Here is a 26,337-nt window from a genome sequence, read left to right as displayed (position 1 = left end):
CTAAATTAAAAGCGAATCCGAATTGTAAAGTAGTAGTAGTAGGATATTGTGCAGCTACCAAACGCCAGCAGCAATTAAGCTGGGATCATGTAAATAAAGTGATCTCTCACCTGGTAGAAAAAGAAGGTGTAAGCAGCGACAGGTTTATCTTTAGTTCCGGCCAGGAAGGTGGTGATTGTGATGCGGTAGACATTCGTGCTGCTGCTCCCGGAGAAGATGGTCCGAACACTGTAGCTCCTCCGCACCCCAATCTTCGCAAAAACTAATAACTTTTTGCAATAACAAAATAAAGCCTTCTCCGTTTGGGGAAGGCTTTTTTACTTTTTGATAGTTAAGTATATTATGCTTGTTCAAGAGCCTGGAGTGCTGATGTTTTTTATAAGAAATTCTGCCGGGAATGGCTGTTACGATGATGATAAGAATTTGTATATCTCGTGTTATCGCTTTTTCTTCGGTGTAATGGGAAAACTTCTGGGTTTCAGCCAATAAGTAGCGTTTCTCAGCATACATTTGTCAGAGGTATGCCACTTGTAAATAGAACCTTTGTCCCCGCTGGTATTGGTGGTAGCCATTTATACCAATATAATAGGTTATTGCGAATATTGAAACGGTATTAAATGGCTCCTTGCTCTATATGCAGGTATCGAAATGGAAAGAGCCGTTTGTTTTAAGTGCATAAGGTGGTGATCAATTTTTGAGAGGACGAACTGATTCATGGATGAAATCAAAAATTAAACTGCCGCCTTCACTACAGGAAGAATATCCCTGCTAAATATATAGTCCATCTGCTCGCAGAGACGGGTGTTTGGGTTAACTAAACAGAAAGGGTAAATAAAGCATTTATGTTTTCTCCCGGCTTATTTTAGGGCGTATCTGCCAGCCGGATCTGAAATTAAATAAGTGATATATATTTATTATAATTATTAGTCTTAAGGTGCATGTTATTAATAGGCAAACATGTAAAGCATTTTATTTATCCATTTCCTCTTTTATTTCTTCACTTATTTTAACGAGCACTTTATCTATCCTGTGACCATCCATATCTATAATTTCAAAGTCAAAACCATTCCATTCTAATTTGTCAGAGGCGCTTGGAATGCGTTTCAGCTTATGCAAAATAAACCCTGCAATTGTATCAAATTCCTGCTCACCTTCATTCATCCAATCAGTTTTATCAAAGTAAGAAAGAAAATCATAGAAAGGCAACTGTCCATCTACAAGGAATGTACCATCATCCCTCCTGATCACTTCGTACTCATCATCATCCTGCTGAGGCATATCTCCGATAATTGCCTCCAGGATATCTTTTAAAGTGATCATGCCTAATACACTACCATATTCATCTACTATAAAGCAGGAATGCAGCTGCGATTCCTTGAACTTTTCCATTACTTTAAAGGCCGTATTATTATCTGGCACAAAAAGCGCCGGGCGCATAAGGTCCTTAAAAAGGATATTGTCTTTGTTTGTATAAAGATCTTTAAGAGAAATTACCCCTTTTATATTGTCAATTTCACCATCGCAGATGGGATAAATGGAATGAGGTTCTTTCAATATTTTTTCTTTCATGGTTTCTTCAGTGTCTGTTGTATTAAACCAGACAATATCGCTGCGGTGCGTCATCAGCGAAGTAATATTTCTATCGCTCAAATGAAATACGCGCTCTATAATTTCCTGCTCTGTTTCTTCCAGCGTTCCCTGCTCGGTGCCCTCGTTGATAATGGCTTTTATTTCCTCCTCTGTAACCTGGGAGCCTTCCGACCTTATATTAAATATTTTGGTAATCAACCTGGTAGATTGGGTAAGCAGCCAGATAAACGGAAAGGTTACCCCGCTTACTATGCGCATGGGTCCTGCTACAATTTTAGCGATCCGCTCAGGAGAGGAAAGCCCGATTCGTTTGGGGATCAGCTCTCCAAAAACCAAAGAAAAATAAGTAATCAATATAACCACGGCGGCGGTTGCAATACCATTACTGTAAGGGGCCAGCGCAGGGAACTGTTGTATAAAAACAGCCATTTCGCTCGTAATCTTGTCGCCTGAATAGATACCCGTTAAGATGCCGATCAGCGTGATACCGATTTGCACAGTAGACAGAAAATGGTCTGGATGGTTGGCCAGCTTTAAAGCTTCTTTTGCTTTTTTATCGCCTTTGTTTGCCTGAGCCTCCAACCTGGCTTTCCGGGCTGATACAAGGGCTATTTCTGCCATCGAAAAAACCCCGTTAAGTAAAATAAGCAGGGCTATAATTAAAAGTTCCATTAATTTATTATTGATTGCTTATCGAAGATAGGAAATCCGAATTTGTTGTTGAATAAGCTTCCGGTTAAAGAGCCAATAGAAATGCCCAGCAATGTGCCGGAAAGCACATCAAAAGGATAATGCACGCCTATGTATACCTGGGCTATACCAATGATGCCTGCCCAAACAAATAATATCCAGGCATATTTAAAAAAGCTTCGGAATGTAATATAAAAAAAAGCCGCTATGCCAAAATGATTGATGGCATGGTTGGAAACAAAACTGAAACCACCACTGCACCTTCCTATTACCATTCGTACATGCCCGGCCATTTCTGGGTCGGAACAGGGACGCAGTCTTTCAAAACCTTCTTTGAAAATACGGGCACCCACAATATCTGTACAGGCTACTGTAGCCAGTACCAGGGCAAACCACCACCAACCGTTTTTTTTAAAATTAATTATAGCAAACGATGCTATGAAAAGATACAATGGCCCCCACACAAAGGCATTACGCATAAATGGCATCAGGACATCTAAAGACGGATGGGCCATTTTAATATTGATCAATTCAAAAAGCCATCGGTCAGCATGCACAAACCAATCCGGTAAGGGAATATAACCAGGTATATCCATATACCTGCAAAAATAGCAATACTCTTTCAATATGGGATTAAGTCAGGCAAATATAAAAGGCATCAGAATAATTGCAGGTTCTGATTTTACATCTTCCTATCTTAGCATTCATGAACCGTAAAAAATTTATTGCATCTACAGCGGCCTTAGCTGCCGGCCCGTTTTTACAGCTCGATGCAAAAGCGGTAGGCGATATGAAAGCGATCATTCCTCCTTATTTAAAAAAGGGAGACATGATCGGGATAACGTCTCCGGCAGGTTATATGACACGGGAGGCCATTATTCCTGCAGCTACCTTGCTGCAGCAATGGGGATTTAAAATACGGGTAGGCTATACCATTGGTAAACGCAATTATACCTTTGGAGGTACCGATGCAGAGCGGTTACAGGACCTTCAGCTGATGTTAGATGATCCGCAGCTGAAAGGCATTATGTGCGCCAGGGGTGGGTATGGTTCCGTGAGGATCGTGGATCAGCTGAATTGGGATCAATTTAAACAGCATCCTAAATGGGTAATAGGTTTTAGCGATATAACGGTTTTACACTCACATATCCACAAAAACTCAGGTGTGGCTACCATTCATTCTAAAATGTGCAATAGTTTTCCTGATGTCTGGGATAGTGCAGATCCGCTACAAAAGCAAACTATTGAATCAATATATAAAGCGCTGACGGGAGAGAGAATGGAATATAAAGCCCCGGCATCTGACTATAACCGTACCGGTAAAGCAAGAGGAGTACTGGTAGGAGGTAATTTAAAGACGCTGGAAAGTCTTGCAGGCTCTACGTCTGACATTACCACAAATGGGAAATTGCTTTTTGTGGAAGATACGGGAGAGTATCTTTACAGCATAGACCGGATGTTCTGGAATTTAAAGAGAAGCAATAAGCTTTCGGGACTGGCAGGGCTTATAGTAGGCGGAATTAAAGTAAAGCAGGACGACCCGGGTGAATATTTTGGCCAAACAGTTTATGATATCATTTCGCAAAAAATAAAAGAATATAATTACCCTGTGTGCTTTGATTTTCCGGTAGGGCACCAAATAGATAATTTTGCTTTAAAATGTGGGGTTACTCATGAGCTATCGGTTGCGCCGTCTGAAACAGCATTAACAGAGGTCTATTAAACTATTACCTATTATATGATTATAATTCCACCTTATTTAAAGCCCGGCCATACTGTAGGTATTGTATGCCCTGCTGGTTATATGGCACTTGAAAAAGCAGCCGAATGTATCCGTGTTTTAAAGGAAGACTGGGGTTACCAGGTAAAAGTGGGCAACACTTTAGGCAGTGCATCTGAAACCTATTTTTCTGGTACTGATTCAGAAAGGATAAACGACTTTCAGGCCATGCTTGATGATGATGATGTACAGGCCGTGCTTTGTGGAAGAGGAGGTTATGGTATGAGCCGGATAATAGATAAGATCAATTTCAAAAAATTTAAAAAGAATCCCAAATGGGTCATTGGCTTTAGTGATATAACCATATTTCATACACACCTGTATACTAATTTTTATATTTCGTCGCTGCATGCACCTATGGCAGCAGCTTTTAATGATGAGGAATACAGAAATAAGTATGTGCATTCACTAAAAGATGCGCTTGAAGGGAAACCGGCACGGTATTATTGTAATAGTCACTATTTAAACAGAAATGGTGGAGCCGTTGGCGAATTGGTGGGGGGCAACCTGGCCTTGTTGGTGCATGGTATTGGCACTTGCTCTGAAGTTGAAACCAAAGGCCGTATTCTTTTTATTGAAGATGTTGGTGAGCAAAAATATGCTATAGATCGTATGATGTACCAGTTGAAGCGTAGCGGCAAACTGGATGATCTGGCAGGGCTTATTGTAGGCTGTTTTGAAGACACCGGAGATACCGACCGGCCGTTTGGGGCTACAGTGCAGCAAATTATATATGATGTGGTGAAGGAATTTGATTTTCCTGTATGTTTTGATTTCCCTGTAAGTCATAATAAGGAAAACTATGCCCTGAAAATTGGGGTAAGCTATGAGCTGAAGGCAGACACACAAGAAGTAACACTGGAAGAAGTAACAACGGGAACAAATCTGATATAGCGTATAATACGTATACAATAAAAAAGTCCCCTACATTAAAGATGTTGGGGACTTCATCAAAAACCATTAACCATTAAACCTTATCCTATGAAAATTCACTCCGAAGATACAACATAACTTGTGCTTTTACAAACAATTGTTAATAAAGTTTTTAAAATTTCACATTTTTTTACCATTTATACTTTTATGTTGTCAAATAGCGCCATTGTTTACTATGGAAAGTAAAAAACTTTATGTTTTAAGGGGATCTTGTGGAGGCTGAGAAAATGTTTTCAGGAAAGAGGTCCGCATATAAAAAAACCGCCTGAAATAACAGGCGGTTGTAAGCAAAGTAAAAAAAATTAGAAGGTGTACCTTGCTGATACACCAACATTAGGGTAAAAATTGTTATAGTAGCTGTAACCCTCTACGATATGAAAGGTAGGGCGAATATCGGCGGAAACGGCAAGAGGAATTTTTTCAAATTTATAGTCTGCCCCACCTGTTGGGAACAGCCCTAAATTAAACCCTTTATAATCACTATACTTGGAGAAAGTATTGGAGGCTACAATACCACCGCCAATAAACCATTTGAGGCCGTCGACTGCTTTAATATCGAAATGATGCTGGTAGCTTGCGGACGCCGAAACATTAAACCAGCTATATCCAACAATTCCATAAGGGCGGAAGCCTAAATCTACTTCTAATGCAGAGGCATCAGTCATAAAAGTTTTATACGCAGCCGATGCAATATCATAATATCCGCTACCCAGGCGCACACCAATAGATTGTTTGTAATCGCTTTGCGCAAATAAAGTTGTGGCCAGATAGGTCAAAGCCAGTGTCAGAGTTAATTTCAATTTCATTAGAGATAATTTTTAATAGCGCAAATGTAAGCATATTAAGATTATAAAGGGCTATTCATCACTAATATTAGGTATTAAAAATCAAGCCCGTACAAATGAATGCACGGGCTTTTTAAAAAATAAGTCATTTAAAGACTATTAATAATCGTTGCTCCGGTCACGGTATCCGCCGCCGCCATATCCACCACCGCTTTTCCTGTAACCGCCGCCGCCGCCGCTGTTACCGCCAAAGCTTCTTTTTTTGAATCCACCACCGCTGTTACCACCTTCTTTTGGCCGGCTTTCGTTCACTACGATGTTTCTGCCATCAAGTTCTGTACCATTTAAGGCATCGATCGCAGCCTGTGCCTCGTCATTATTGGCCATTTCAACAAAACCAAAACCTTTGCTCCGGTTTGTAAATTTGTCTAAAACTATTTTTGCAGAAGATACTTCACCATGTTGGGCAAATAAATCTTGTAAATCCTGGTCTTTTAAATTCCAGCTTAAATTTCCAACGTAAATGTTCATTTTTTTTATTTTAAAAAAATTAGAAAAAAGTGAGAAACAGTAACCAAGATCAATGAACATTTATGTAGCATGGAACCTTAATACTGAATATACACCATAATAATATTACAAATATACAGGTAATTTTATGGTATCAGCAATTTATTTTTATCCGCGATAATTATAAAAAAACGCCCGGCCTTAAGGAGGGCCAGGCGTAAAATTATTTCAGCCGGTAATTATTCTGCAATCACTTCAAATTCCAGCTCGGTAGAATGACCGTTGCCGAAATCAATAGTAGCTTTATGCGTACCTAATTCCTTTACTTCTTCATTGATCTGTATTTTCTTACGATCGATCTCATAACCTTTTTGTTCACGGATCGCCCTGCTGAGCTGCAGGTTCGTTACGCTGCCGAATATTTTTCCGGTGGTACCGGTTTTGGCTCCGATTTTTAAAGGAGAAGCGCTTAGTTTGCTGATCACGTCATTGATTGCAGCCAGCATAGCCTCTTCTTTCTTTTTGGCCTGTTTAAGCCGCTCTTCCAGTTGTTTTTTGTTTCCTGCGCTGTTCTCTACTGCTAATTTGCGTGGTAATAAAAAGTTACGAGCGTAACCGTTTTTTACATTTACCACCTCGTTGGCAGCACCCAGGTTATCAACATCCTGTATTAAAATAACTTCCATTTTGTGTATTGCCTGCCCACCGCAGGCGGGTTTTTAGTTCCCTTTTGCCCAATCGTAGATTGTGACTGTCTGGCTTATGAGCGCCATTAGGGAAGGTTACTAATTAGTAAGTAGCGGGTTTCACCATTAACTACTCGCTATTGATTATTTCAAAAGATCTGTAACGTAAGGTAAAAGAGCCATCTGGCGTGCTTTTTTTACAGCATCAGAAACCCTGCGCTGGAATTTTAAACTATTACCGGTTAAACGGCGCGGTAACAATTTACCTTGTTCATTCAGGAATTTCTTAAGGAACTCAATGTCTTTATAATCAACATAGCGGATACCATATTTTTTAAAGCGGCAGAATTTTTTTACGCGTTTGTCGCTTTTAATGGCGGTAAGGTATTTGATTTCATTCTTTGCCATAATATTAAGCCTCCACTGCTTTTTCGGTTCCTGTTTTTACGCCACTTGCCTTTTTAGCGTTGTACTCAACGGCGTATTTGTCGAGTTTAGTGCATAGATGACGAAGTACTGATTCGTCGCGAAGAAGCTGGATTTTAAGCTTCTCATTGAAGTCGGATGGCGCAGTATATTCCAGTACCCAGTATAAACCGGTGGTTTTTTTCTGGATAGGATACGCCAGTGATTTCAATCCCCATGGGTTTTCATGAACGATTGAGCCTCCTGCTTCAGTTACCATAGCGGTAAATTTTTTCTGAGCAGCTTTAAACTCATCTTCGCTTAAAACCGGGGTAAAAATCACCATCAATTCATAATTGTTCATTACCCTTGATAATTTGATTAAAAAATAATAATATACCCCAGCTTTTTGCTAAGGGGCTGCAAAGATAGGGTTTTTTGTGCTGAATGGGTGGGAAATTGAAAAGTTAACAAGGTGGCTCCTGCCTCCGGCTGCAAAACTTTTATTTTATTCCCCGTGTCGTATTGGATGGCTGACAAAATATACAGAAAGATTAGAATTTGCCGTTGCCTAAATACACATCGGTTTCGATGTAAAAGTTTTTATCAATAGTTAATGTATTACCTCCTGCATCTTTATTTGAAATGGTTTTGGAATGCTCTGTTGGGTACAGCCATTTGCCATTGCTAAGTTTCACGGGCATATTAAAACCAGGCACGCAGTTCACCCATTTGTAATTGATGGCCTGTCCGTTTATTACATATAAAAGCTTGGGGATTTTTGTTGTGCGCAAATACTGGTCGAATACTTTGTTTAAATTTTTACCGCTTTTTTGTGTGAAATATTGCTCAACCTGTGCGCCGGTTACTGTTTTATGATAAAAATCTTTTCCCAACCCTCTTAAAATCTCTTTAAATACAGCGTCATTATCAATTATTTGTCTTATGGTATGCAACATATTAGCTCCTTTATAGTACATGTCGCCGCTGCCCTCGTTATTTATCCCGTAGATACCAGTGATCGGCTTGTCGTTCAGTATATTTTTCCTGGTACCAATCACATACTCACTGCCGGCTTTTTTACCAAACAGGCATTCGGTAAATAAGGTTTCACTATAGTTGGTAAAGCTTTCATGCACCCACATATCGGCTATATCTTTAGAAGTAATACTATTGCCAAACCACTCGTGGCCGCTTTCGTGTACAATAATAAAATCAAACTTCAGGCCCCAACCGGTTCCGCTAAGGTCGTGGCCCAGGTATCCCATCCCATAATTATTTCCGTAAGCCACGCCGCTTTGATGCTCCATTCCCAGGTGCGGCGCGTCAATAAGCTTGTAGCTGTCCTCATAGAAGGGATAAGGCCCCATCCAGCTTTCAAAACAATGTATCATTGGTTTTACCACCTCAAACTGTTTTTTAGCTTTTGTGAGGTTATAATCCAGCACCCAATAACTGAGGTCCAGGCAGCCCTTTGCCCCTGTTATTGTATCGTTGAAATTCACATACTTACCTATATAAGGAATAATATTGTAATTGTTGATCGGATTTTTTACCACCCAGGTAAAGGCCGTTGTACCATCCCCGTTGTTTTTTTCAGCAACCAGACGCCCGTTACCCACGCCTACTAATGTGTCAGGAACGATGATGGTTAGCGAAGCGCCGTCATCCGGCTCATCACTTTGATGGTCTTTACAAGGATACCATACACTGGCTCCCAGTCCCTGGCAGGCAACGCTAACCCAGTCCCTTCCTGCTTCGTCTTTGGTCCATATCCATCCACCATCCCAGGGAGGGCGTTTCGCTTCAGCAGGCTTACCGTGAAAGAAAGCCGTTATTTCTCTTGATCCCGGCTTTATTTTGTATCGAGCCTTTGGATCTCTGAAAGTAACCCAGTAAACATTGCCTTCTCTTATAAACGGTAAAGATCTTCCTTCAGATACGATACTGTCGATAATCATAGGTTCCTGCATGTCAATCTGCATTATTTTAGCACCGGTATCATAAAAGGCGATCTTATTTTTCCCGCTGATGCTTCTGGTTCTTAAATCGGGGCGTACAGTGATATCATATTTCAGCACATCCCATTTCATCCGTCCCGCTCCATAGCTGCCTCTCAGGCTATCCTGCCGGGTAAACTTTGCTTGCAAGGCGCCGGGTTGCGCATCTGCATCAACATGCATTATTATGGCCAGACTTAAGCCAAGCAGTTTATAAAAATTTTTAACCATAAGTGGGATTAAGGTGTAAATTTAGACCTCAATCTTATACAATTTATACTATATTGATAAAAGGTCGGATACAATATCCTTATTTGTTGAGAATAGCTATCCTGTTTGTATTACCGGGTTTTATAAGTTCCTGTTCTTCTAAAAGCAAAACAGGCAAAAAAGTGTTTCATTATAATGAATATGCCGGTATTGCATCGCTTGATCCTGCATTTGCTAAAAACCAGTCTACCATGTGGCCGGCGCACCAGTTATTTAATACCTTGGTGGAAATTGATGACAGCCTTAATATTAAACCCTCGCTGGCTACACATTGGGAGGTATCGGAAGATAAGCGCACGTATACTTTTTATTTAAGGAATGATGTGGTATTCCATAATGATGCCTGCTTTCCTCAAAATCAAGGTCGTAAGCTGGTCGCTGGGGATGTGGTGTTTAGCCTCAACCGTATTATCGACCCTAAGACAGCCAGTCCCGGAGCCTGGATCTTTAATGGTAAGGTTAACCCGGCACACCCTTTTACTGCATTAAATGATACTACTTTTCAGCTGCAACTGCTGCAGCCGTATCAGCCCATATTAGGCATCCTGTCTATGCAATATTGCTCTATTGTAGCGCCCGAAGCTGTTGCAAAGTATGGGCCTGATTTCAGACAACACCCGGTAGGAACAGGACCTTTTAAATTTATGACATGGGAAGAGGGACAAGCTTTGATCTTTATTAAAAATGAAAGCTATTTTGAACGGGATAGCGCAGGCAATAAACTTCCTTATTTAGATGGAATAAAAATCAGCTTTAAAGACAGCCGTGCCACAGAATTCCTGCTTTTCCGGCAGGGGCAGCTGGATTTTATCAATGAGCTGGATCCAAGCTTCAAAGACGAAGTGCTGACTAAAAAAGGTACGCTGCGCCATATCTGGAAAGATAAGATCGAATTGCAAACCCAGCCTTACCTCAATATTGAGTACCTGGGAATTCTGATGGACAGCACCAACCCGCTTATGAAAACATCTCCGCTGCGGTTCAAAAAGGTAAGGCAGGCGATTAACTATGGCTTTGACCGGAGAAAAATGATCCTTTATTTACGTAACTCGCTGGGTACGCCGGCTGAAAGTGGCTTTGTACCAAAGGGATTGCCTTCTTTTAACGACTCTATCGTAAAAGGGTATACCTATAATCCTGCAAAGGCTGCACAACTTTTAAAAGAGGCCGGTTTTCCAAATGGCAAAGGCCTGCATCCTGTTAAATTATTAACCATTTCAGTATATGCTGATTTTGGAAATTTTATTGCCAAGCAACTGGAAGAAATCGGTATCCCTATACAGGTTGAGGTAGTTCAAAAGTCGTTATTGTTTGAAATGACATCAGGCTCTAAAGTGGCTTTTTTTCGTGGTGGTTGGATTGCTGATTATCCTGATGCGGAAAACTATTTATCGGTTTTCTATTCTAAAAACCCCGCGCCTCCCAATTATACAAGATATAAAAATGCGGCGTTTGATAAAGTATTTGAACAGGCTATAAAAGAAACCAATGATTCACTTCGTTATATATTGTATCGCAAAGCTGACCAGATAGCCATTGATGATGCGCCTGTGGTGCCGCTTTGGTATGATAAGGTTATTCACCTGGTACAGAAAAACGTAAAGGGCTTCCCGCCCAATGCCCTGAATCTGCTGGAGCTAAGAAGAACGAGGTTGGAATAAAGCCCATATAGTATTTTAAGAATACTGCTCAAAATTCTCCAATGAGGGTATGGGAATGCTAAAATTACACTTAGAAACCCTTTATAGCGGTCAAAAAAAAGCAAGCTTTTGATAGCCTGCTTAATAAAAGAATAATCTTTTTTAATTAAGAGTTTCCAAAAAGATTGCCTACAGCCCCTTCGAGCATGGGGAATTTCTCCACTACATAATTCTTAATTGCTTCCAGAGCCTTTGCTGCCTGCTCTTCGGTAAGGCCCGCTTCTGCTTTTAATTTTTCTACTAATTCGTTCATTTTTTAAGTTGATGGTTAATAGTTAATTGTTCCCGGTTAATAATTGTGGATTATGCCATCAATCATTAACTGCTTTTATGCTGCTTTCACCAAGCCCATTTTGCTTTTGCTGAATTTACGCTCTGCATAATCTTTGGTAAGTGTGAATGTTTTTTCTTTAGATGAAGGCAGCTCGTACATAGCATCGGTTAAAATGCTTTCGCAGATACTGCGAAGGCCTCTGGCTCCGAGCTTGTATTCTAAAGCTTTTTGTACCATGTAATCATATACTTCGTTTTCTATCTTCAGTTCTATACCTTCCAGCTCAAACAGTTTTTTATATTGCTTTATCAAAGCATTCTTTGGCTCTGTAAGTATATCGCGCAGCGTGGCTGCATCCAGGGGTTCAAGGTGTGTTACAACCGGTAGCCTGCCCAGCAGCTCGGGAATAAGGCCAAAAGATTTCAGGTCCTGCGCATTTATAAACTTCAGCAGGTTCTTTTTCATATCTTCCTGCCGTGCTTTATCTACGTTGAAACCAATGGTACTGGTTTGTACCCTGCGGCCGATAATTTTATCTACTCCGTCGAATGCTCCGCCGCAAATAAACAAAATATTTTGTGTATTTATTTTTACCAGCTTCTGATCAGGGTGTTTCCGGCCTCCCTGTGGTGGAACCAGCACATCTGTGCCTTCCAGTAATTTCAGCAAACCTTGCTGAACACCTTCTCCGCTCACATCCCGGGTAATGCTCGGGTTATCACTTTTGCGGGCTACTTTATCTATCTCATCAATATATACGATACCACGTTCGGCAGCCTCCACATCGTAATTGCATACCTGTAAAAGGCGTGTAAGAATGCTTTCCACATCTTCACCTACATAACCGGCTTCAGTAAATACTGTGGCATCTACTATAGCAAAAGGAACATTTAATACTTTGGCAATGCTACGTGCCAGCAATGTTTTCCCCGTACCGGTTTCTCCAACCATAACGATATTGCTTTTTTCAATTTCAATTTCGCTATGCGGGTCTATTTCGCGGCTACTTTTTTGTTTTAATCTTTTGTAATGATTATACACTGCTACAGCTAATACTTTCTTGGCGTCGTCCTGTCCTATAACATACTCGTCAAGGAAAGCCTTGATCTCCATGGGCTTTTTTATATTCAGGGAGAAGTTGCCCTGCGTTTTACCAGGGTTGTTTTCTCTGAGATGTAGTTCCTGGTCTATGATTTCCTGGGCGTGTTCTACACAGTTCTCACAAATATGACCGTCCTGCCCTGCTATAAGTATTTCTACTTCTTCACGGCTGCGGCCACAAAATGAGCAATGTAAAACAGATCCTGATAATTTTTCTTTCATCCTGATAATTTTTCTTTATCCGCTTCTGGCGGATCTTTTATGATGGGATGCCCGTCCGAACTGACAAAATACGCTTTCCTATACCTGCCTTACTGTCAGACAGGTAGGCTCACCTGTATGAAATATTTTATGTGGTGTTTCACAACATAGCTGCAAAGTTAAAAAAACCACTCTTAACAGGTGGTTTTTAAAGTATATATATTTGTGAAAGCCTTAACCTGCTAATCCAATAAAATTAATTTTGTTGAAATAAGCAATTGTAACCCGGTTTATTACTATGCTTATAGTTTTTCTATAATTTTATCTGCTATTCCGTATTTAATGGCTTCTTCGGCATCCATCCAGTAATCGCGGTCAAAATCGCGCATAATTTCGTCAATAGTTTTACCACAATTCTCTGACAGTATTTTAGCGCCTATATGCTTTACCCGCTGTGTTTGGCGCGCCTGAATTTCAAGATCAGAGCTTACGCCACGTATAAACCCACCAAGAGAGGGCTGGTGGATCATTACCTCTCCATGCGGATAAATATACCGGTGCCCTTTTTTCCCACCGCTTAATAAAATGCTGCCCATTGATGCTGCAAGTCCCATACAAATGGTATATACCGGGCTGCTGATCATTTTCATGGTATCATAAATGACCATGCCGCTGGTAACTACGCCACCCGGGCTGTTAATGTAAAAATGGATGGGTTCTCCCGGTTTATCAGCCTCTAACAGTAAAAGCTTGGTGGTTACCTCACGGGCGCTTTTATCATCTACCACCCCCCACAAATAAACAGCGCGTTTTTCAAAGAACATTTTTTCCAGGCGCTTGTTGAGCATTATCAGCTCATCGCGTTTATCCTGTGGCTCTTTTGGTTCTTCATCGCCCTCATCATCGCTCACGATAAGGCTTTGCCATTTGTTGTTATATAGTTTTGAGAAGTTCATTTTAATTTTGTTTAAGTTTTTTGAAGTTCTACCCCGGAAGTGTAAAACATTTAGCGTTAATTCTTTAAGATTTCTTCTTGCTGAGCAAAAGCACTTCGTCTACGATACCATAATCCTTTGCTTCCGGTGCGGTCATCCATTTATCGCGCTCAAAATCCTTTTCGATCTGTTCAATGGGTTTACCTGTGTGATCGTTTACGATCCCGTACAGGTCGGTTTTTAGTTTACGGATCTCGTTTACGGTAATTTCTATATCGCTGGCCTGTCCGCCAATAGCGCCGCTTGGCTGGTGCATCATAATGCGTGAATGCTTTAATGCCGCGCGTTTACCATTGGTGCCGGCTGCAAGCAGCACGCAGGCCATTGAAGCCGCCATGCCTATACAAATAGTGGCAATATCAGGGCTTACATACTGCATAGTGTCATAAACGCCTAAACCTGCATAAACACTGCCACCGGGGCTGTTAATGTACATATTAATGTCGCGTACACGGTCAGTACTGTCTAAAAACAATAATTGCGCGGTAATGATGTTGGCCACTTCATCTGTTACCGGGTACCCCAGGAAAATAATACGATCCATCATCAGGCGGCTGTACACGTCCATTACCGCTACATTCATAGGGCGCTCTTCTATAATGTTAGGCGTAAGCGCCGTTACCAGGTGATTGCCATAGCTATTTAGGGTATTGCTCGAAATTCCCCTGTGCTTTACGGCATATTTTTCAAATTCGGAATTAAATGTCATATCTATTTTGTTATGGACTAAATGTATCAAATATTTATCCATTAACAAAAAACATAAAAATGGGTGACAGGTTGACGGATTATATTTATTTTTTAATGGCCATTTGGGCAGGATGATTCAAAAAGCAGATTTTCCAAATTCAGGACAGGTTGAGACAAATTCAGGAAACAGGCTTTTTGATTAATATTAGGGGAGACATTTGTACTCTAAATTATTAAAGTAATGAGCCTTCATATTAAAGCTTCAGTTGTCCTCATGATCTGCGTAAATGTTCTTTTCCTCAATGCTTACACGCAGCCACCCCGTTTTATGAGGTCGCTGTTTTATACAGACTCTGTAGCTCTGATGCTGGAAAACAATAATATAAGCATTCATGACAAAAAAGTTAAATGGCAGCCGTATGATGTACAAATACCTTTTCCCAACTTTATCTACGACATTTATGGGCCTGAATTGAGAGTTTCTATTTACCAGATGGATGCGCTGTTGCGAAATGGAGGCTTCAGTTATACAAGCGCTTACAAAGATTTCCTGCCGGAAGACGCATCCTACTTCTACCTGGATACTTTAGAATATCTTGTTAGAAGAAACGGTATCGCCGAAAATCATTGGATCCCGGTTTTAAGTGCCCCCGGTTATATTGACACATTTAACTTTAAATTTTACAAAAAGAGAGATGAGGTCTTCTACAGGAATGGCCATCTGCTCTATTATAAGACAGATATATCAAATGGTGATAGTTTGTCGGTTTCTTTCCGAAAAGGAAAGACCGATCCATTTTTACATCTTGGCTTTGTTAAGAAAGATCCGCTTTTGTCTCCGCCATGTTATATGGGGGGCTTTCACAATCATGATAAAAAATTTCCTATTGAAAAGTTTATTCAGGAAGCGTACAAAAATTACCTGACAAGAGATCTATCCCTTTACCAAAACTGGCCGGGAAAGAATGTAAAGCAAAATGATAAAGTATTTGAGGAAAGTAAGCTGGCATTTTTCTTCCGGCCAAGAGCGGATATTGCCAATGATACGGCTTTTGAATACCGGCTGCTGACAAATGGTAAACCTTCGCAATGGGAAAAATCGGACAATATCATTTATGCTTATGATTTAAAGGCCGGCAATCAATACCGGCTGGAAGTGCGATATGCCGATAAACCGAAATATATTTACCATTATCAATTTTATGTGCCGGCCTATTGGTATCAAACTGCGTGGTTCAAAGCAGCCATTGTCGTCGTTTTGCTTTTAATTACATCGATTTTATACCTCTTTTTCAAAAACATCAGAAGGAAAAGATTACAGGCTGAGCAGATAAATAAAATGAAAGCCCTTTCAGCGCAGCTGAACCCACATTTTGTATTCAACGCTTTGGGCTCTATACAGGGGCTTTTAAATAACGGGCAAATCGAAAATGCCAATCACTATCTTTCAGGGTTCGGTAAGCTGCTTCGGAACACGCTTAACAGCACCGAAAAAAATACGATCACATTGCAGGAAGAAGTGAACAATATGGAGAACTATGTTAAACTTGAGCAACTAAGAAAAGATTTTAATTATATTGTAGAGGTTCAGAAAAATATTAGTTTACCAGAAATCGAAATGCTGCCTTTATTGTTTCAACCCGTAATAGAAAATGCAATAAAGCACGGACCAAAAGGCGATGAAGTTTTTGAAATGAAATTGAAGATTCATAAAGAGAATGATAACATGGAAGTATCCATTAAAGATAATGGGAAGGGATTTGATGTTCATTCTCCTAAAATCGGCCAGGGGCTTAAGCTGACCAAAGCACGTATTGATTTGTTCAACCTTACAACGAAGCATAAAAAGATTATTCAGAAGATCAGCAGTAATGAGAAAGGAACCATTTTTTATCTGACTTTTATTAACTGGCTACGTAATGATTAATGCAATTATTGTAGAGGATGAATTGCTGAACAGAAATAACCTTCAGCAATTAATACAAAAATACTGTAGCGAAGTTTTTGTTGTAGACACAGCGGAAAGTGCCGATGAGGCCATACAACTCGTTAACAGACACCACCCTCAACTCGTATTCCTGGATATACAAATGCCGGGAAAGGATGGCTTTGAAATGTTGCGGGAATTTGAAAAGATCGATTTTGAAATCATTTTTGTAACAGCGTATAGTGAATATGGCATACAGGCAATTAAATTTTCAGCAATTGATTACCTGCTCAAACCAATTGATATTAATGAACTGAAAAGTGCTGTAAATAAAGCTATAGAAAGAATAAAACAAAAATCAGAAAACCAAAACCTCCAGAACCTGCTTCATTATTTGAAATTCAGTGATAAAGCCGATCACCGGATTGCCATCACCTCTCTTAAAGAGATGCGCTTAGTGCGTGTAACTGATATTGTACGTTGTGAGAGCGAGAACTCGTACACTTTCTTTTACCTGGAAAATGAAGAAAGGATCTTATCTACTTCTCCTATTCTCTATTACGAAGAATTACTGTCCGGCTACGGTTTTCTGCGTTGCCATCAGTCGCACCTGGTGAATAAGAAATATGTAAAGAGCTTTATTAAAAATGATGGCTACTTCCTGCTGACGAACGATGATATTATGATACCCGTATCACGTCAGAAAAAAAATACGATCCGTTCGGCACTGCTCAGTATAGGATAGAACATAAAAAAGACGCTATTTTTAAGATAGCGCCTTTGAAATATGATTTTACGAATCTGTTAATGATGATGTTCATGCTGATGCTTATTCACCATTTTGGTAAAATCATCAGCGCTTATTTGTTTGGCTTTAGGCTTGATCTGTGTTTCTGCCCACTCAAACACTTTTTGAGACTGAATACGGTTATAGGCATCTTCTACATATTTGCGGTCTTTCATCATCCTGTCAATGTAGTCTTTTATCCAGGGCTGCTCCTCATCATTGGGCATCATTCCACCCATATAGCTAAACAGCTGTGCCTGCGCAAAAGCCCTCAGTTCGTCGGGTGTCACTTCAATTTTCTGGTCTTTTACGATCTTTTCTGATATCAAAGTCCATTTTAACTGGTTCAGGAAGGTGGGCATTTCGCTGTCGATCTGTTCTTCGGTTTTTGCAGGCTGACCGGCTTCGGGATTTGCATTTTGGGTTACCAGCCATTTGCGAAGGAAAGCTTCAGGGAAGTCGATAGTTGTATGCTCTACTAACTGGTGGAAAATCTGGTCCTGTACCTGGTTGCGGCTTTGAGAAGCCCAGTAATTAAAGATCTGATCTTTGATCCTGGCAAGGAACTCCTCTTCTGTTTTTACATTGCCTTCGGGGAAAACCTGCGCGAAAAACTCTTCGTTCAGCTCGCGTTTCTCCAGTTCAGAAACCTTAGTGATCTCTAATTTAAAAGCTCTTTTTTTATCTGCTTCGCTGTCTTTGCTTAATCCGAGGTCTGACGCGATAAATTCCAGCTCCTTATCTTCAAAAGCATCGCCTAAGGTAATGTTGATGCTGTCGCCGGCTTTTTTACCGTTCAGTTCTTTTTGAACCGGTTCGCTAAAGTAACTGAACAATAACGAGGTGTCTTTTTTGATACCGCCTTCCAGCTCATTACCCGCCTCATCTAATTCAATAAAAGTTATATTAATTACATTGTTACCGCCATCCACAGCTTCTTTATCGTTCATATTACCATAGCGGTTCTGAAGTCTTTCCACTTCTTCATTAATCATAGCATCGGTAATATCAATATTGTAACCGGTAATATCGGCCTTTTCCAGGTCTGCTAAAGGAAATTCGGGTTTTAAGCCGATCTCAAAATCGAAGCTGTAGTCTCCGGGATGGTTTACGTCCAGGTTTGCCAGGTCGGTTTCCAGGGGAAGCGGTTGTGCAAAGATTTCTGTTTTTTCAGTTTGCAGGTAGTGGATCAGCTCTTTATCTACCGATTTCAGCACCTCATCTGTAAACAAGGAAGGGCCATACATTTTCTTTATGAGTCCGGCAGGCACTTTGCCGGGCCTGAAGCCCTGTATGCTTGCTTTCTTACTGTATTCTTTCAAAGATTTTTCGAACGAAGGGAAATAATCGGCCTTATCGATCTTTATACTGATCTTTTCGTGTAACTGGCCTATGGATTCTTTAGTAATTGTAGCCATGTAAAAGTTTAAAAAATTTAAAAAGTTTAAAGTTTAAAAGCTCATCTCAAACCTGTCTGCCTGCAGGCAGGTGTTAAACTTCAAAACCTTAAACTTTAGAACAGTCCGGATGAAGGGACTCGAACCCCCACACCTTGCGGCATCAGATCCTAAGTCTGACGTGTCTACCAATTTCACCACATCCGGATAAGAACTTAAATTGGGCTGCAAAAGTAAGACTTTTGTTTAATATTGCAAGGCTAAAAAAATTTCCTGACAGCCGGTGGCAGGTTGAGGCTAACCGGCGTTTCACAATTTTTTATTGCAGATTCACAACAAATTTTTTATATTTCAGTTAGAAAGTGGCAGATTACCGGAATCTCTTAATTACAATAGACGAAGAAAGCTGATAATGAAGACTATAGAGCAAAAACCCAAGTATAATTTAAATGAAGAGGAAGAAAAAAAGCTAATTGTAAGAGAGTACCGCTCTCTCATGAGGCTTTTGAAGGATAAGTTAAAACCCGGAGATAAGGATTTAATACGTGCTGCTTTTGAAATGGCTGCTGAAGCCCATAGCAGCATGAGGCGTAAAAGTGGCGAACCTTATATCTTACATCCTATTGCCGTTGCTAAAATTTGCGTGGAAGAAATTGGTATGGGAGTACGCTCTACTATTTGTTCCCTGCTGCATGATACAGTGGAGGACACTGATGTTACACTGCAGGATATAGAAAGGGAGTTTGGACCGGAGATTTCAAAGATCGTAGATGGGTTGACGAAGATTTCCAATGTAATTGATACGACTGCCTCCCAGCAGGCAGAAAACTTCAAAAAGATACTGCTTACGCTTACAGATGATCCTAAAGTTATTTTGATAAAAATGGCTGACCGCTTGAATAATATGCGTACGCTGGATAGCATGAAGCGGGAAAAGCAGCTGAAGATCTCTTCCGAAACGATGTACATATTTGTGCCCCTGGCGCACCGTATGGGTTTGTATACTATAAAAACCGAGTTTGAGGATCTGGCAATGAAGTACCTGGAGCCGGATATTTATAAAGATATTGCCCGACGCCTGGCCGAGTCAAAAAGGGAAAGAACACGCTACATCAACGAGTTTATCAAGCCTATACGTGAAAAGCTGGAAAAAAATCACTTCAACTTCGAAATATACGGGCGACCTAAAAATATTCATTCCATCTGGAATAAAATGAAAAAAAAGCACGTGGCATTTGAAGAAGTGTACGATCTTTTTGCAATCAGGATCATTTTAGACAGTCCGCCTGAAAAAGAAAAAGAAGAGTGCTGGAAAGTGTACTCTTTAATTACCGATGAATATACCCCGTCTATCGAGCGTCTGCGCGACTGGGTCAGTAATCCTAAAGCCAATGGATATGAGGCGTTGCATACTACTGTAATGGGGCCGCGCGGCAAGTGGGTAGAAGTGCAGATACGTACCAGGCGGATGAACGAGATTGCAGAAAAAGGGCTGGCCGCACACTGGAAATACAAGGAAGGTACTGCTACTGAGAACCGCTTTGATAAGTGGTTCCAGCAAATACGCGAAGCGCTTAATAATGATGATCCGGATAGTGTAAACTTTTTGCAGGACTTTAAAACCAGTTTTTTAACCGAGGAAATCTATGTGTATACTCCTAAGGGAGATATTAAGATGTTACCTGCTGGCAGCAGCGCGCTGGATTTTGCTTTTGCTATTCACTCGGCCATTGGTGCTAAAACCATCGGCGCCAAAGTAAACCATAAGCTGGTACCGCTTAGCCATAAACTAAGCAGCGGGGACCAGATAGAAATTATTACCAGCAATAAACAAACCCCATCGGAAGACTGGCTCAAATTTGTTATTACGCCTAAAGCTAAAAACAAGGTTAAAGACGCCCTTAAGGAAGAAAAGAAAAAAGTAGCGGATGAGGGCAAGTATACGCTGAGGCGTAAGCTGGAAGGCATGGGCGTAAGCATGTACCAGGGCAATATAGAGGCAATAGCACAGTTCTATAAGCTCAATTCCAATCTTGACCTGTTCTACCAGATCGCTATTAAAAATATAGATCTCAAAGAACTGAAGGAATTCAAGGTTTTTGGAGAGCGGCTGGAAGCCCCTTCTCCCGTAAAAACTACAGAACCGAAATCTGAAATTATTACTGCCCCTGCGCACCATCATATACCTGCTAAAGATGCCGAGCTGATTATTTTTGGGGAGAGCAGCGATAAAATAATGTATCACCTGGCACATTGCTGCAAGCCTATTCCCGGCGATGATGTGTTTGGGTTTATAACTACCGGTAAAGGGCTTACCATACATCGTACTAATTGCCCTAACGCTGCTAAGCTGATGGCTAATTACGGGCACAGGATCGTAAAAACCAAATGGGCCAAAAATAAAGAGATCTCCTTCCTGACCGGGATTAAGATTTTGGGAATTGATGATGTAGGAATGGTGAACCGGATCACCAGTCTTATTTCAGGCGAACTCAAAATAAATATTGCAGCGCTTACCATAGAGGCCACCGAAGGAGTGTTTGAAGGCAACATTAAGGTTTTTGTACATGACAAAGAAGAACTGGACGAACTGGTAGAGCGTGTTTTAAAATTAGATGGGGTGGAAACCGTTGAAAGATATGATACGGAAGATCTGCCGAAATAAGTAAGCGTACCTGTTTCGTATTGAAGAAGAAGCATGAGGTGTTTTCAAAAAAAGTTATACACGGTTGCTCCCCGGCTCAATTTACATCGTACAACGTACATGAAAAAGCCCCTATTTTTGCACTTCATTTTTTTAACCAAAATTTTAATAGATGGTAGATGTTATTTTAGGGCTTCAGTGGGGTGATGAAGGCAAGGGTAAAATTGTTGACTATTTTGCCAAAGATTATGATGTAATCGCCCGATTTCAGGGAGGGCCCAATGCCGGTCATACACTTTATAAAGACGGCAAAAAACTGGTATTGCACCAAATACCATCTGGCATATTTCACGAAGGAAAGGTCAATATCATTGGTAACGGGGTAGTGCTTGATCCGATCACCCTGAAAAAAGAATGCGAAAAAGTTGCCGAATTTGGCATAGATCTTAAGAAAAACCTCTTTATTTCTGAGCGTACCAATATCATTGTACCCACTCACCGCGCCCTGGATAAAGCTTCGGAACAGGCAAAGGGGAAGGGCAAAATCGGTTCTACGTTAAAGGGTATTGGCCCCGCCTACATGGACAAAACAGGCAGAAATGCCCTTCGGGTGGGCGATTTGCTGCTGGATAATTTTAAAGACCTTTACGAGCAGCTAAAGCAGAAGCACCAGGTAATCCTTAGCACGTATCATTTTACCGACGATATAACGGCTGATGAAAAAGAATTTTTTGAGGCAGTAGCTTTTTTAAAAGAGCTGAACATTGTTAATGGGGAGTATTTTATTAATAAGTTGATTAAAGAAGGTAAAAAGGTACTGGCCGAAGGCGCCCAGGGAAGCATGCTGGATGTTGACTTTGGTACTTTCCCGTTTGTAACATCTTCCAATACAATATCTGCCGGTGTTTGCAGCGGATTGGGTATTGCTCCCCAGCATATAAAAGAGGTAATCGGTATTACCAAGGCATACTGTACACGCGTAGGTAGCGGACCCTTTCCTACAGAGCTTGAAAATGCAGACGGACAAAAGCTTCGTGATGTAGGGAACGAGTACGGCGCTACCACGGGCCGCCCGCGCCGCTGCGGATGGATTGACCTGGTAGCTTTGGATTTTGCCTGCCTGATAAATGGTGTTACCAAGATCGTAATGACCAAGGCGGATGTGTTGGACAGTTTTGAAGAGTTGAATGTTTGTATTGCCTACAGTAAAGGGGGCCAGGAGCTTAAAGAGATCCCGTTACGCCTGGACCTGGATCATTATGTGCCTGTTTATCAGAAATTTGAAGGGTGGAATGCGGATATAACCCAGATAACATCTTTTGAGGCATTACCTGACAAAGCAAAATCATACATTGATTTTATTAATAGCTATTTAGGTGTAAATGTGGATTTTATCTCTAACGGGCCTGAAAGAGAACAGTTAATTGTGGCGTAATTTCTTTCAGGAAAAAATTTATTTTTAAAAATTTGGCGGTTTAAAAAGTTCGGCTAAAATTTACAGTATAATTTATTAGATATGGCAAAATCAAATAAATCCAAATCAAGTGAAAAAGAGGCTTTCGATGATGAAAAGCCGGTAAAAAAAGTGTCTAAATCAAAAAAAGAGGAGGCTGCCGACGAGGAGGAGGATGATATCGAAGAAGTAGAGGATGACTGGGAAAAAGCGGAGGAAGAAGAAGACTGGGATAAAGACTTTGAAGAGTTCGATCTGCCCAAGTCGAAAAGTAAATCCGGAGGCCGCAAAAAATCTTACGATGATGACGATGATGATTTTAAAGTAGACGATGAGTTTAAAGACCTGTTTGGAGGTGGCAAAGATGATTTTGATGACGACGACGATGATTTTTAATCCCATTTATTTGAGTATCTCTTGCAGCGCAAATTTGCATTAAGCGATATAAATGTTTTTAAACAGAAAGTGTTGAATTGGCTAAAACAGTTCAGCACTTTTTGCTTTTTAGACAGCAACCAGTATAACAATGATAATGAAATGTTGATTGGGGCAGGATCCTTGCGTGTGTACACTTCTTCTTCAAAAGATGCTTTAAATGATTTTCAAAAATTCATAGATGAAAAAAGATCCTGGCTGTTCGGCCATATGGGATATGAGCTGGCTACTTCGGAAAATACCAGCCATGCAGCAAAAGAAGACCTCCTGCTTTTCCCCGATCTGTTTTTCTTTGAGCCGGAAATAGTGTTCAATGTTAAGAGGGGTATCCTGGAAATTATAGCGGATGATCCGGACGCCGTGTTTCAAGCTGTGCAGCAACAGAAATCAGGACAAAGTAAAACAGCAACCCGTGCTGTTACCGTTGAAAACAAGATGGGCCGTGATGAGTATGTATCCATTATTAACCGGCTTAAAAGCCATATACAGCGGGGTGATTGTTACGAGGTTAATTTCTGCCAGGAATTTTTTGCGAGGCATGTTGAGGTGGACCCGTTCCTGCTGTTTGAAAAACTGAATCATATTTCTCCTAACCCGTTCTCGGGTTTGTACAGGGTAGCAGATAAGTGGCTGCTGTGCGCCAGCCCCGAGCGCTTTATTAAAAAGCAAGGCCGTACTATTGTCAGCCAGCCTATTAAAGGTACGCTCAAGCGTGATTTGCTTCATGATGGCGATATAACTCACGAGCGGTCTCGTCTTTTACAAAGCGAAAAAGATAAAGCCGAAAATGTAATGATCGTTGACCTGGTACGCAACGACCTTTCACGCATCTGCACAGAAGGCAGTGTGAAAGTAGATGAGCTGTTTGGCATTTACAGCTTTCCGCAGGTGCACCAGATGATCTCTACTGTTAGCGGAATATTAAAGAGCAACACCGGTTTTGCTGCCATTATTGATGCTGCATTTCCTATGGGCTCTATGACCGGGGCGCCAAAGCTAAGCGCCATGAACCTGATTGACCGTTACGAAAAAAGCAGGCGGGGCATATTTTCCGGCACGCTGGGTTATATGGATCCTGATGGTGATTTTGACTTTAATGTGGTGATCAGGAGCCTTATGTACAACCAGTCTACAAAATACCTGTCTTTCCAGGCGGGGGGTGGTATTACTATCTACAGCGATGCAGAAAAAGAATGGGAAGAATGCATGCTGAAAGCAAAAGCAATTAAGGAGATATTAGAATGCTGATGGCTCCGTTTTATTTTCAGTCACTCTGCTATTACATCAAAAGCCGCTTCTGCGGTGAAATTGTAATGGTGAAATGGTAAGCATTATCTCAAATCTTTACTTTTCTGCCACGTAAAACAGGTCCAGGCAGTCATTACCTGCTTCTGCCAGGAAATAGTCTGTCATTTTTATTTTTGACACCATTTCGTTATCGCTGTTCAGCATTTTTTTCCGGTTCCAGCGGTTCATAATATCATAAGGTATTTGCAGGCACCAGCGCGGCAGGTTGTATTGCAGGTTCAGGATGTCGAAACGGGTTATTCTTTCTACCGCTTTTTTGTTAGCCCAATAGTATTCCATTACGGTGTCATCTCCATAAACCCCTAAGGTTTTCACTTCGTCAAAGCTTTTCAGCAAAAGTGTTTTAAGCTCCGGTACCAGGTATTCGCGAATATGCCAGGGATTGCGGGTAAGCGACATTTTTTTGTTAGGGGTGGTAACAATCAGTTTCCCTCCTTTTTTTAATACGCGATGAATTTCCTGTACAAACAGTTTATCGTTTTTAATATGTTCAATTACCTGGAAGGTGATGACAAAATCAAAGCTGTTATCGGCAATACCTGTAAGCGGCGGGATGCTCATCTTTAAAAACCTGATATGGTTGTTGGCATTTATAAGACCGGGAATATTATCGTTTTCAAATTTATCTATGGTTACGAACTGCTCTGCCTTCGAAGCGATCATTTCAATGCCGTATCCACTCCCTGTACCTATTTCCAGCACGTTGCCGTGTACCCGCTTAGCCGCTTCGGCATAGGCAAATAAGGAACGCTGAAATACATAGTTGTCTGACGCATCTATGTGAGATACCCTTTCTGCTGTTTGAATCAGTGCCATATTGATTTTTATGTTGAACAGGCAAAAATAGCTACATCTTAGCAACTGCATAAATGCGTGGGTATAATTATGGCGGAAAAAATTCAGCCGTGCATAATTATCAGGCAAAGTATTTCATTAGTACCATATAAATTTTTAAATTACAGAAACTTTTCGCATGAACAGAGAAATTTCAGGCTGGTACAGCCCATCGCTGCATAAGGATATGCCTATCGTATCTTATGGTCATTATGGCTTTGCATTATTACTGGTGCCTACTGCCGGGGCAGACTACCTGGAGTACGAGCGGTTTCAGATGATCGATTCCCTGGCACCTTTTATTGATGAGGGAAAACTCAGGGTATTTTCGGTGGACAGCGTTAACAACGAAAGCTGGATGAATAAAAATATGGCCCCGTGGGACCAGGCAAACCGGCATATACAGTGGAATAACTACATTTACAACGAGGTCATTCCTCATATCAAGAATGTGACCAGCGGGGAAACGCCGATCTTTATCAGCGGCGCCTCATTTGGCGCATTGCACAGCATGAACCTGTTCTTACAACGTCCCGATCTGCTGAATGGCGTTATAGCTATGAGCGGCGTGTATGATCTTACTTATTACAGCGACGGGTACATGGACGACAATGTTTATTTCAACAGCCCGGTGCATTATATGCCCAATCTCACGGATCATGCTATCCTCGAAACCATAAGGCGCAGTCATCATATTCATATTTTAACCGGGAGCGGAGCGTATGAAGACCCGCGTGCAGGTGGAGAATTTGCACAGATCCTTTTCAATAAGGCTATCCACTACGATTTTCAGAACTGGGGCCAGGATTACAAGCATGACTGGCCCACATGGAGAGATATGCTGCCTCATGTGTTAGCTACAAAGTTTTAATTATTCAGCCGGCTTGAGAATATATATCAACAGCCTTGCGTCGCACACTTCATTTGTGGTATATATCTCAT

General features: G+C 41.0%; 24 protein-coding genes, 1 tRNA gene and 1 pseudogene. 11 read left to right on the top strand and 15 right to left on the bottom strand.

Annotation, left to right across the window (positions count from 1 at the left end):
• A pseudogene (locus ACYVBM_RS16220) lies at positions 1-266 on the top strand (OmpA family protein); the annotation flags it as partial.
• Between the two features lie 703 nt (positions 267-969).
• Here the strand turns inward: ACYVBM_RS16220 and ACYVBM_RS16215 are convergent.
• On the bottom strand, positions 970-2,262 hold the full coding sequence (locus ACYVBM_RS16215; RefSeq protein ID WP_460686735.1) for a hemolysin family protein: 1,293 nt from the start codon (positions 2,260-2,262) through the stop codon (positions 970-972).
• Positions 2,262-2,876, bottom strand: coding sequence for a phosphatase PAP2 family protein (locus ACYVBM_RS16210; protein ID WP_460686734.1), 615 nt, complete (start codon positions 2,874-2,876; stop codon positions 2,262-2,264). Before ACYVBM_RS16210 ends, ACYVBM_RS16215 begins: the two co-directional genes overlap by 1 nt.
• A 110-nt stretch (positions 2,877-2,986) precedes the next feature.
• Between ACYVBM_RS16210 and ACYVBM_RS16205 the strand changes: the two genes are divergently transcribed.
• The gene (locus ACYVBM_RS16205; protein WP_460686733.1) at positions 2,987-4,003 is read left to right on the top strand and encodes a S66 peptidase family protein; all 1,017 of its coding nucleotides are present in this window, start codon (positions 2,987-2,989) and stop codon (positions 4,001-4,003) included.
• 15 nt (positions 4,004-4,018) lie between these two features.
• Positions 4,019-4,954 carry a S66 peptidase family protein gene (locus ACYVBM_RS16200; RefSeq protein WP_460686732.1) on the top strand — a complete coding sequence of 312 codons (936 nt, stop codon included), beginning with the start codon at positions 4,019-4,021 and terminating at the stop codon, positions 4,952-4,954.
• Between the two features lie 341 nt (positions 4,955-5,295).
• On the opposite strand, the gene ACYVBM_RS16195 is transcribed toward ACYVBM_RS16200, so the two are convergent.
• From ACYVBM_RS16195 to ACYVBM_RS16170, 6 genes are all read right to left on the bottom strand, one after another.
• Positions 5,296-5,799: a hypothetical protein gene (locus tag ACYVBM_RS16195; protein ID WP_460686731.1), complete on the bottom strand. Its 504-nt coding sequence runs from the start codon at positions 5,797-5,799 to the stop codon at positions 5,296-5,298.
• 138 nt (positions 5,800-5,937) lie between these two features.
• Positions 5,938-6,309 carry an RNA recognition motif domain-containing protein gene (locus ACYVBM_RS16190; protein WP_460686730.1) on the bottom strand — a complete coding sequence of 124 codons (372 nt, stop codon included), beginning with the start codon at positions 6,307-6,309 and terminating at the stop codon, positions 5,938-5,940.
• A gap of 218 nt (positions 6,310-6,527) precedes the next feature.
• Complete coding sequence (gene rplI, locus ACYVBM_RS16185; RefSeq protein ID WP_460686729.1) at positions 6,528-6,974, bottom strand: 50S ribosomal protein L9; 447 nt, start codon at positions 6,972-6,974, stop codon at positions 6,528-6,530.
• Positions 6,975-7,118: 144 nt separating this feature from the next.
• A complete protein-coding gene (gene rpsR / locus ACYVBM_RS16180) occupies positions 7,119-7,382 on the bottom strand; it encodes a 30S ribosomal protein S18 (protein WP_460686728.1) in 264 nt (87 codons plus the stop codon).
• A 4-nt stretch (positions 7,383-7,386) separates the two neighbouring features.
• On the bottom strand, positions 7,387-7,743 hold the full coding sequence (gene rpsF, locus ACYVBM_RS16175; protein ID WP_460686727.1) for a 30S ribosomal protein S6: 357 nt from the start codon (positions 7,741-7,743) through the stop codon (positions 7,387-7,389).
• Positions 7,744-7,933: 190 nt separating this feature from the next.
• Positions 7,934-9,610 carry a M1 family metallopeptidase gene (locus tag ACYVBM_RS16170; RefSeq protein WP_460686726.1) on the bottom strand — a complete coding sequence of 559 codons (1,677 nt, stop codon included), beginning with the start codon at positions 9,608-9,610 and terminating at the stop codon, positions 7,934-7,936.
• Between the two features lie 86 nt (positions 9,611-9,696).
• On the opposite strand from ACYVBM_RS16170, the gene ACYVBM_RS16165 reads away from it, so the two are divergent.
• Positions 9,697-11,310, top strand: coding sequence for an ABC transporter substrate-binding protein (locus tag ACYVBM_RS16165; RefSeq protein WP_460686725.1), 1,614 nt, complete (start codon positions 9,697-9,699; stop codon positions 11,308-11,310).
• 145 nt (positions 11,311-11,455) lie between these two features.
• Here the strand turns inward: ACYVBM_RS16165 and ACYVBM_RS16160 are convergent, their stop codons facing one another.
• The 4 genes from ACYVBM_RS16160 to ACYVBM_RS16145 all read right to left on the bottom strand — a co-directional run bounded on the left by ACYVBM_RS16160 (position 11,456) and on the right by ACYVBM_RS16145 (position 14,629).
• On the bottom strand, positions 11,456-11,602 hold the full coding sequence (locus ACYVBM_RS16160) for a hypothetical protein (RefSeq protein ID WP_460686724.1): 147 nt from the start codon (positions 11,600-11,602) through the stop codon (positions 11,456-11,458).
• A 75-nt stretch (positions 11,603-11,677) separates the two neighbouring features.
• Complete coding sequence (gene clpX / locus ACYVBM_RS16155; RefSeq protein ID WP_460686723.1) at positions 11,678-12,946, bottom strand: ATP-dependent Clp protease ATP-binding subunit ClpX; 1,269 nt, start codon at positions 12,944-12,946, stop codon at positions 11,678-11,680.
• A gap of 281 nt (positions 12,947-13,227) precedes the next feature.
• Positions 13,228-13,881 carry a ClpP family protease gene (locus tag ACYVBM_RS16150; RefSeq protein WP_460686722.1) on the bottom strand — a complete coding sequence of 218 codons (654 nt, stop codon included), beginning with the start codon at positions 13,879-13,881 and terminating at the stop codon, positions 13,228-13,230.
• Positions 13,882-13,945: 64 nt separating this feature from the next.
• The gene (locus tag ACYVBM_RS16145; RefSeq protein ID WP_460686721.1) at positions 13,946-14,629 is read right to left on the bottom strand and encodes a ClpP family protease; all 684 of its coding nucleotides are present in this window, start codon (positions 14,627-14,629) and stop codon (positions 13,946-13,948) included.
• A 222-nt stretch (positions 14,630-14,851) separates the two neighbouring features.
• On the opposite strand from ACYVBM_RS16145, the gene ACYVBM_RS16140 reads away from it, so the two are divergent.
• Both ACYVBM_RS16140 and ACYVBM_RS16135 read left to right on the top strand, forming a co-directional pair.
• Positions 14,852-16,537, top strand: coding sequence for a sensor histidine kinase (locus tag ACYVBM_RS16140; RefSeq protein ID WP_460686720.1), 1,686 nt, complete (start codon positions 14,852-14,854; stop codon positions 16,535-16,537).
• Entirely contained in the window at positions 16,530-17,282 is a 753-nt protein-coding gene (locus tag ACYVBM_RS16135; protein ID WP_460686719.1) for a LytR/AlgR family response regulator transcription factor, read from the top strand. Before ACYVBM_RS16140 ends, ACYVBM_RS16135 begins: the two co-directional genes overlap by 8 nt.
• Before the next feature lie 59 nt (positions 17,283-17,341).
• Here ACYVBM_RS16135 and tig read toward each other — a convergent pair whose 3' ends face one another.
• On the bottom strand, positions 17,342-18,742 hold the full coding sequence (gene tig / locus ACYVBM_RS16130; protein WP_460686718.1) for a trigger factor: 1,401 nt from the start codon (positions 18,740-18,742) through the stop codon (positions 17,342-17,344).
• Between the two features lie 104 nt (positions 18,743-18,846).
• Positions 18,847-18,928: transfer RNA gene (locus tag ACYVBM_RS16125), tRNA-Leu, on the bottom strand.
• Positions 18,929-19,133: 205 nt separating this feature from the next.
• Here ACYVBM_RS16125 and ACYVBM_RS16120 point away from each other — a divergent pair.
• The 4 genes from ACYVBM_RS16120 (at position 19,134) to ACYVBM_RS16105 (ending at position 24,501) form a co-directional block, all read left to right on the top strand.
• On the top strand, positions 19,134-21,386 hold the full coding sequence (locus ACYVBM_RS16120) for a RelA/SpoT family protein (RefSeq protein ID WP_460686717.1): 2,253 nt from the start codon (positions 19,134-19,136) through the stop codon (positions 21,384-21,386).
• 151 nt (positions 21,387-21,537) lie between these two features.
• Positions 21,538-22,800, top strand: a complete 1,263-nt coding sequence (locus tag ACYVBM_RS16115; protein WP_460686716.1) for an adenylosuccinate synthase — start codon at positions 21,538-21,540, stop codon at positions 22,798-22,800.
• Between the two features lie 81 nt (positions 22,801-22,881).
• A complete protein-coding gene (locus ACYVBM_RS16110) occupies positions 22,882-23,214 on the top strand; it encodes a hypothetical protein (RefSeq protein WP_460686715.1) in 333 nt (110 codons plus the stop codon).
• Between the two features lie 69 nt (positions 23,215-23,283).
• The gene (locus ACYVBM_RS16105; protein ID WP_460686764.1) at positions 23,284-24,501 is read left to right on the top strand and encodes an anthranilate synthase component I family protein; all 1,218 of its coding nucleotides are present in this window, start codon (positions 23,284-23,286) and stop codon (positions 24,499-24,501) included.
• Positions 24,502-24,597: 96 nt separating this feature from the next.
• Here the strand turns inward: ACYVBM_RS16105 and ACYVBM_RS16100 are convergent, their stop codons facing one another.
• The gene (locus ACYVBM_RS16100; RefSeq protein ID WP_460686714.1) at positions 24,598-25,377 is read right to left on the bottom strand and encodes a class I SAM-dependent methyltransferase; all 780 of its coding nucleotides are present in this window, start codon (positions 25,375-25,377) and stop codon (positions 24,598-24,600) included.
• 157 nt (positions 25,378-25,534) lie between these two features.
• On the opposite strand from ACYVBM_RS16100, the gene ACYVBM_RS16095 reads away from it, so the two are divergent.
• Positions 25,535-26,266, top strand: coding sequence for an esterase family protein (locus ACYVBM_RS16095; RefSeq protein WP_460686713.1), 732 nt, complete (start codon positions 25,535-25,537; stop codon positions 26,264-26,266).
• Positions 26,267-26,337 lie beyond the last annotated feature (71 nt).

Source organism: Niabella aquatica (assembly GCF_054779315.1).
This window is presented reverse-complemented; position numbering and strand designations above follow the sequence as displayed.

Excerpts from the sequence above, each read along its gene's own strand:
- ACYVBM_RS16140 (WP_460686720.1), top strand. The coding sequence starts at position 14,852 with ATGAGCCTTCATATTAAAGCTTCAGTTGTCCTCATGATCTGCGTAAAT.
- ACYVBM_RS16120 (WP_460686717.1), top strand. The coding sequence starts at position 19,134 with ATGAAGACTATAGAGCAAAAACCCAAGTATAATTTAAATGAAGAGGAA.
- ACYVBM_RS16170 (WP_460686726.1), bottom strand. The coding sequence starts at position 9,610 with ATGGTTAAAAATTTTTATAAACTGCTTGGCTTAAGTCTGGCCATAATA.
- ACYVBM_RS16150 (WP_460686722.1), bottom strand. The coding sequence starts at position 13,881 with ATGAACTTCTCAAAACTATATAACAACAAATGGCAAAGCCTTATCGTG.
- ACYVBM_RS16135 (WP_460686719.1), top strand. The coding sequence starts at position 16,530 with ATGATTAATGCAATTATTGTAGAGGATGAATTGCTGAACAGAAATAAC.
- ACYVBM_RS16115 (WP_460686716.1), top strand. The coding sequence starts at position 21,538 with ATGGTAGATGTTATTTTAGGGCTTCAGTGGGGTGATGAAGGCAAGGGT.
- ACYVBM_RS16145 (WP_460686721.1), bottom strand. The coding sequence starts at position 14,629 with ATGACATTTAATTCCGAATTTGAAAAATATGCCGTAAAGCACAGGGGA.
- ACYVBM_RS16110 (WP_460686715.1), top strand. The coding sequence starts at position 22,882 with ATGGCAAAATCAAATAAATCCAAATCAAGTGAAAAAGAGGCTTTCGAT.
- clpX (WP_460686723.1), bottom strand. The coding sequence starts at position 12,946 with ATGAAAGAAAAATTATCAGGATCTGTTTTACATTGCTCATTTTGTGGC.
- ACYVBM_RS16160 (WP_460686724.1), bottom strand. The coding sequence starts at position 11,602 with ATGAACGAATTAGTAGAAAAATTAAAAGCAGAAGCGGGCCTTACCGAA.
- rpsR (WP_460686728.1), bottom strand. The coding sequence starts at position 7,382 with ATGGCAAAGAATGAAATCAAATACCTTACCGCCATTAAAAGCGACAAA.
- ACYVBM_RS16190 (WP_460686730.1), bottom strand. The coding sequence starts at position 6,309 with ATGAACATTTACGTTGGAAATTTAAGCTGGAATTTAAAAGACCAGGAT.
- tig (WP_460686718.1), bottom strand. The coding sequence starts at position 18,742 with ATGGCTACAATTACTAAAGAATCCATAGGCCAGTTACACGAAAAGATC.
- ACYVBM_RS16100 (WP_460686714.1), bottom strand. The coding sequence starts at position 25,377 with ATGGCACTGATTCAAACAGCAGAAAGGGTATCTCACATAGATGCGTCA.
- ACYVBM_RS16215 (WP_460686735.1), bottom strand. The coding sequence starts at position 2,262 with ATGGAACTTTTAATTATAGCCCTGCTTATTTTACTTAACGGGGTTTTT.
- ACYVBM_RS16195 (WP_460686731.1), bottom strand. The coding sequence starts at position 5,799 with ATGAAATTGAAATTAACTCTGACACTGGCTTTGACCTATCTGGCCACA.
- ACYVBM_RS16210 (WP_460686734.1), bottom strand. The coding sequence starts at position 2,876 with ATGGATATACCTGGTTATATTCCCTTACCGGATTGGTTTGTGCATGCT.
- ACYVBM_RS16095 (WP_460686713.1), top strand. The coding sequence starts at position 25,535 with ATGAACAGAGAAATTTCAGGCTGGTACAGCCCATCGCTGCATAAGGAT.
- ACYVBM_RS16200 (WP_460686732.1), top strand. The coding sequence starts at position 4,019 with ATGATTATAATTCCACCTTATTTAAAGCCCGGCCATACTGTAGGTATT.
- ACYVBM_RS16205 (WP_460686733.1), top strand. The coding sequence starts at position 2,987 with ATGAACCGTAAAAAATTTATTGCATCTACAGCGGCCTTAGCTGCCGGC.
- rpsF (WP_460686727.1), bottom strand. The coding sequence starts at position 7,743 with ATGAACAATTATGAATTGATGGTGATTTTTACCCCGGTTTTAAGCGAA.
- rplI (WP_460686729.1), bottom strand. The coding sequence starts at position 6,974 with ATGGAAGTTATTTTAATACAGGATGTTGATAACCTGGGTGCTGCCAAC.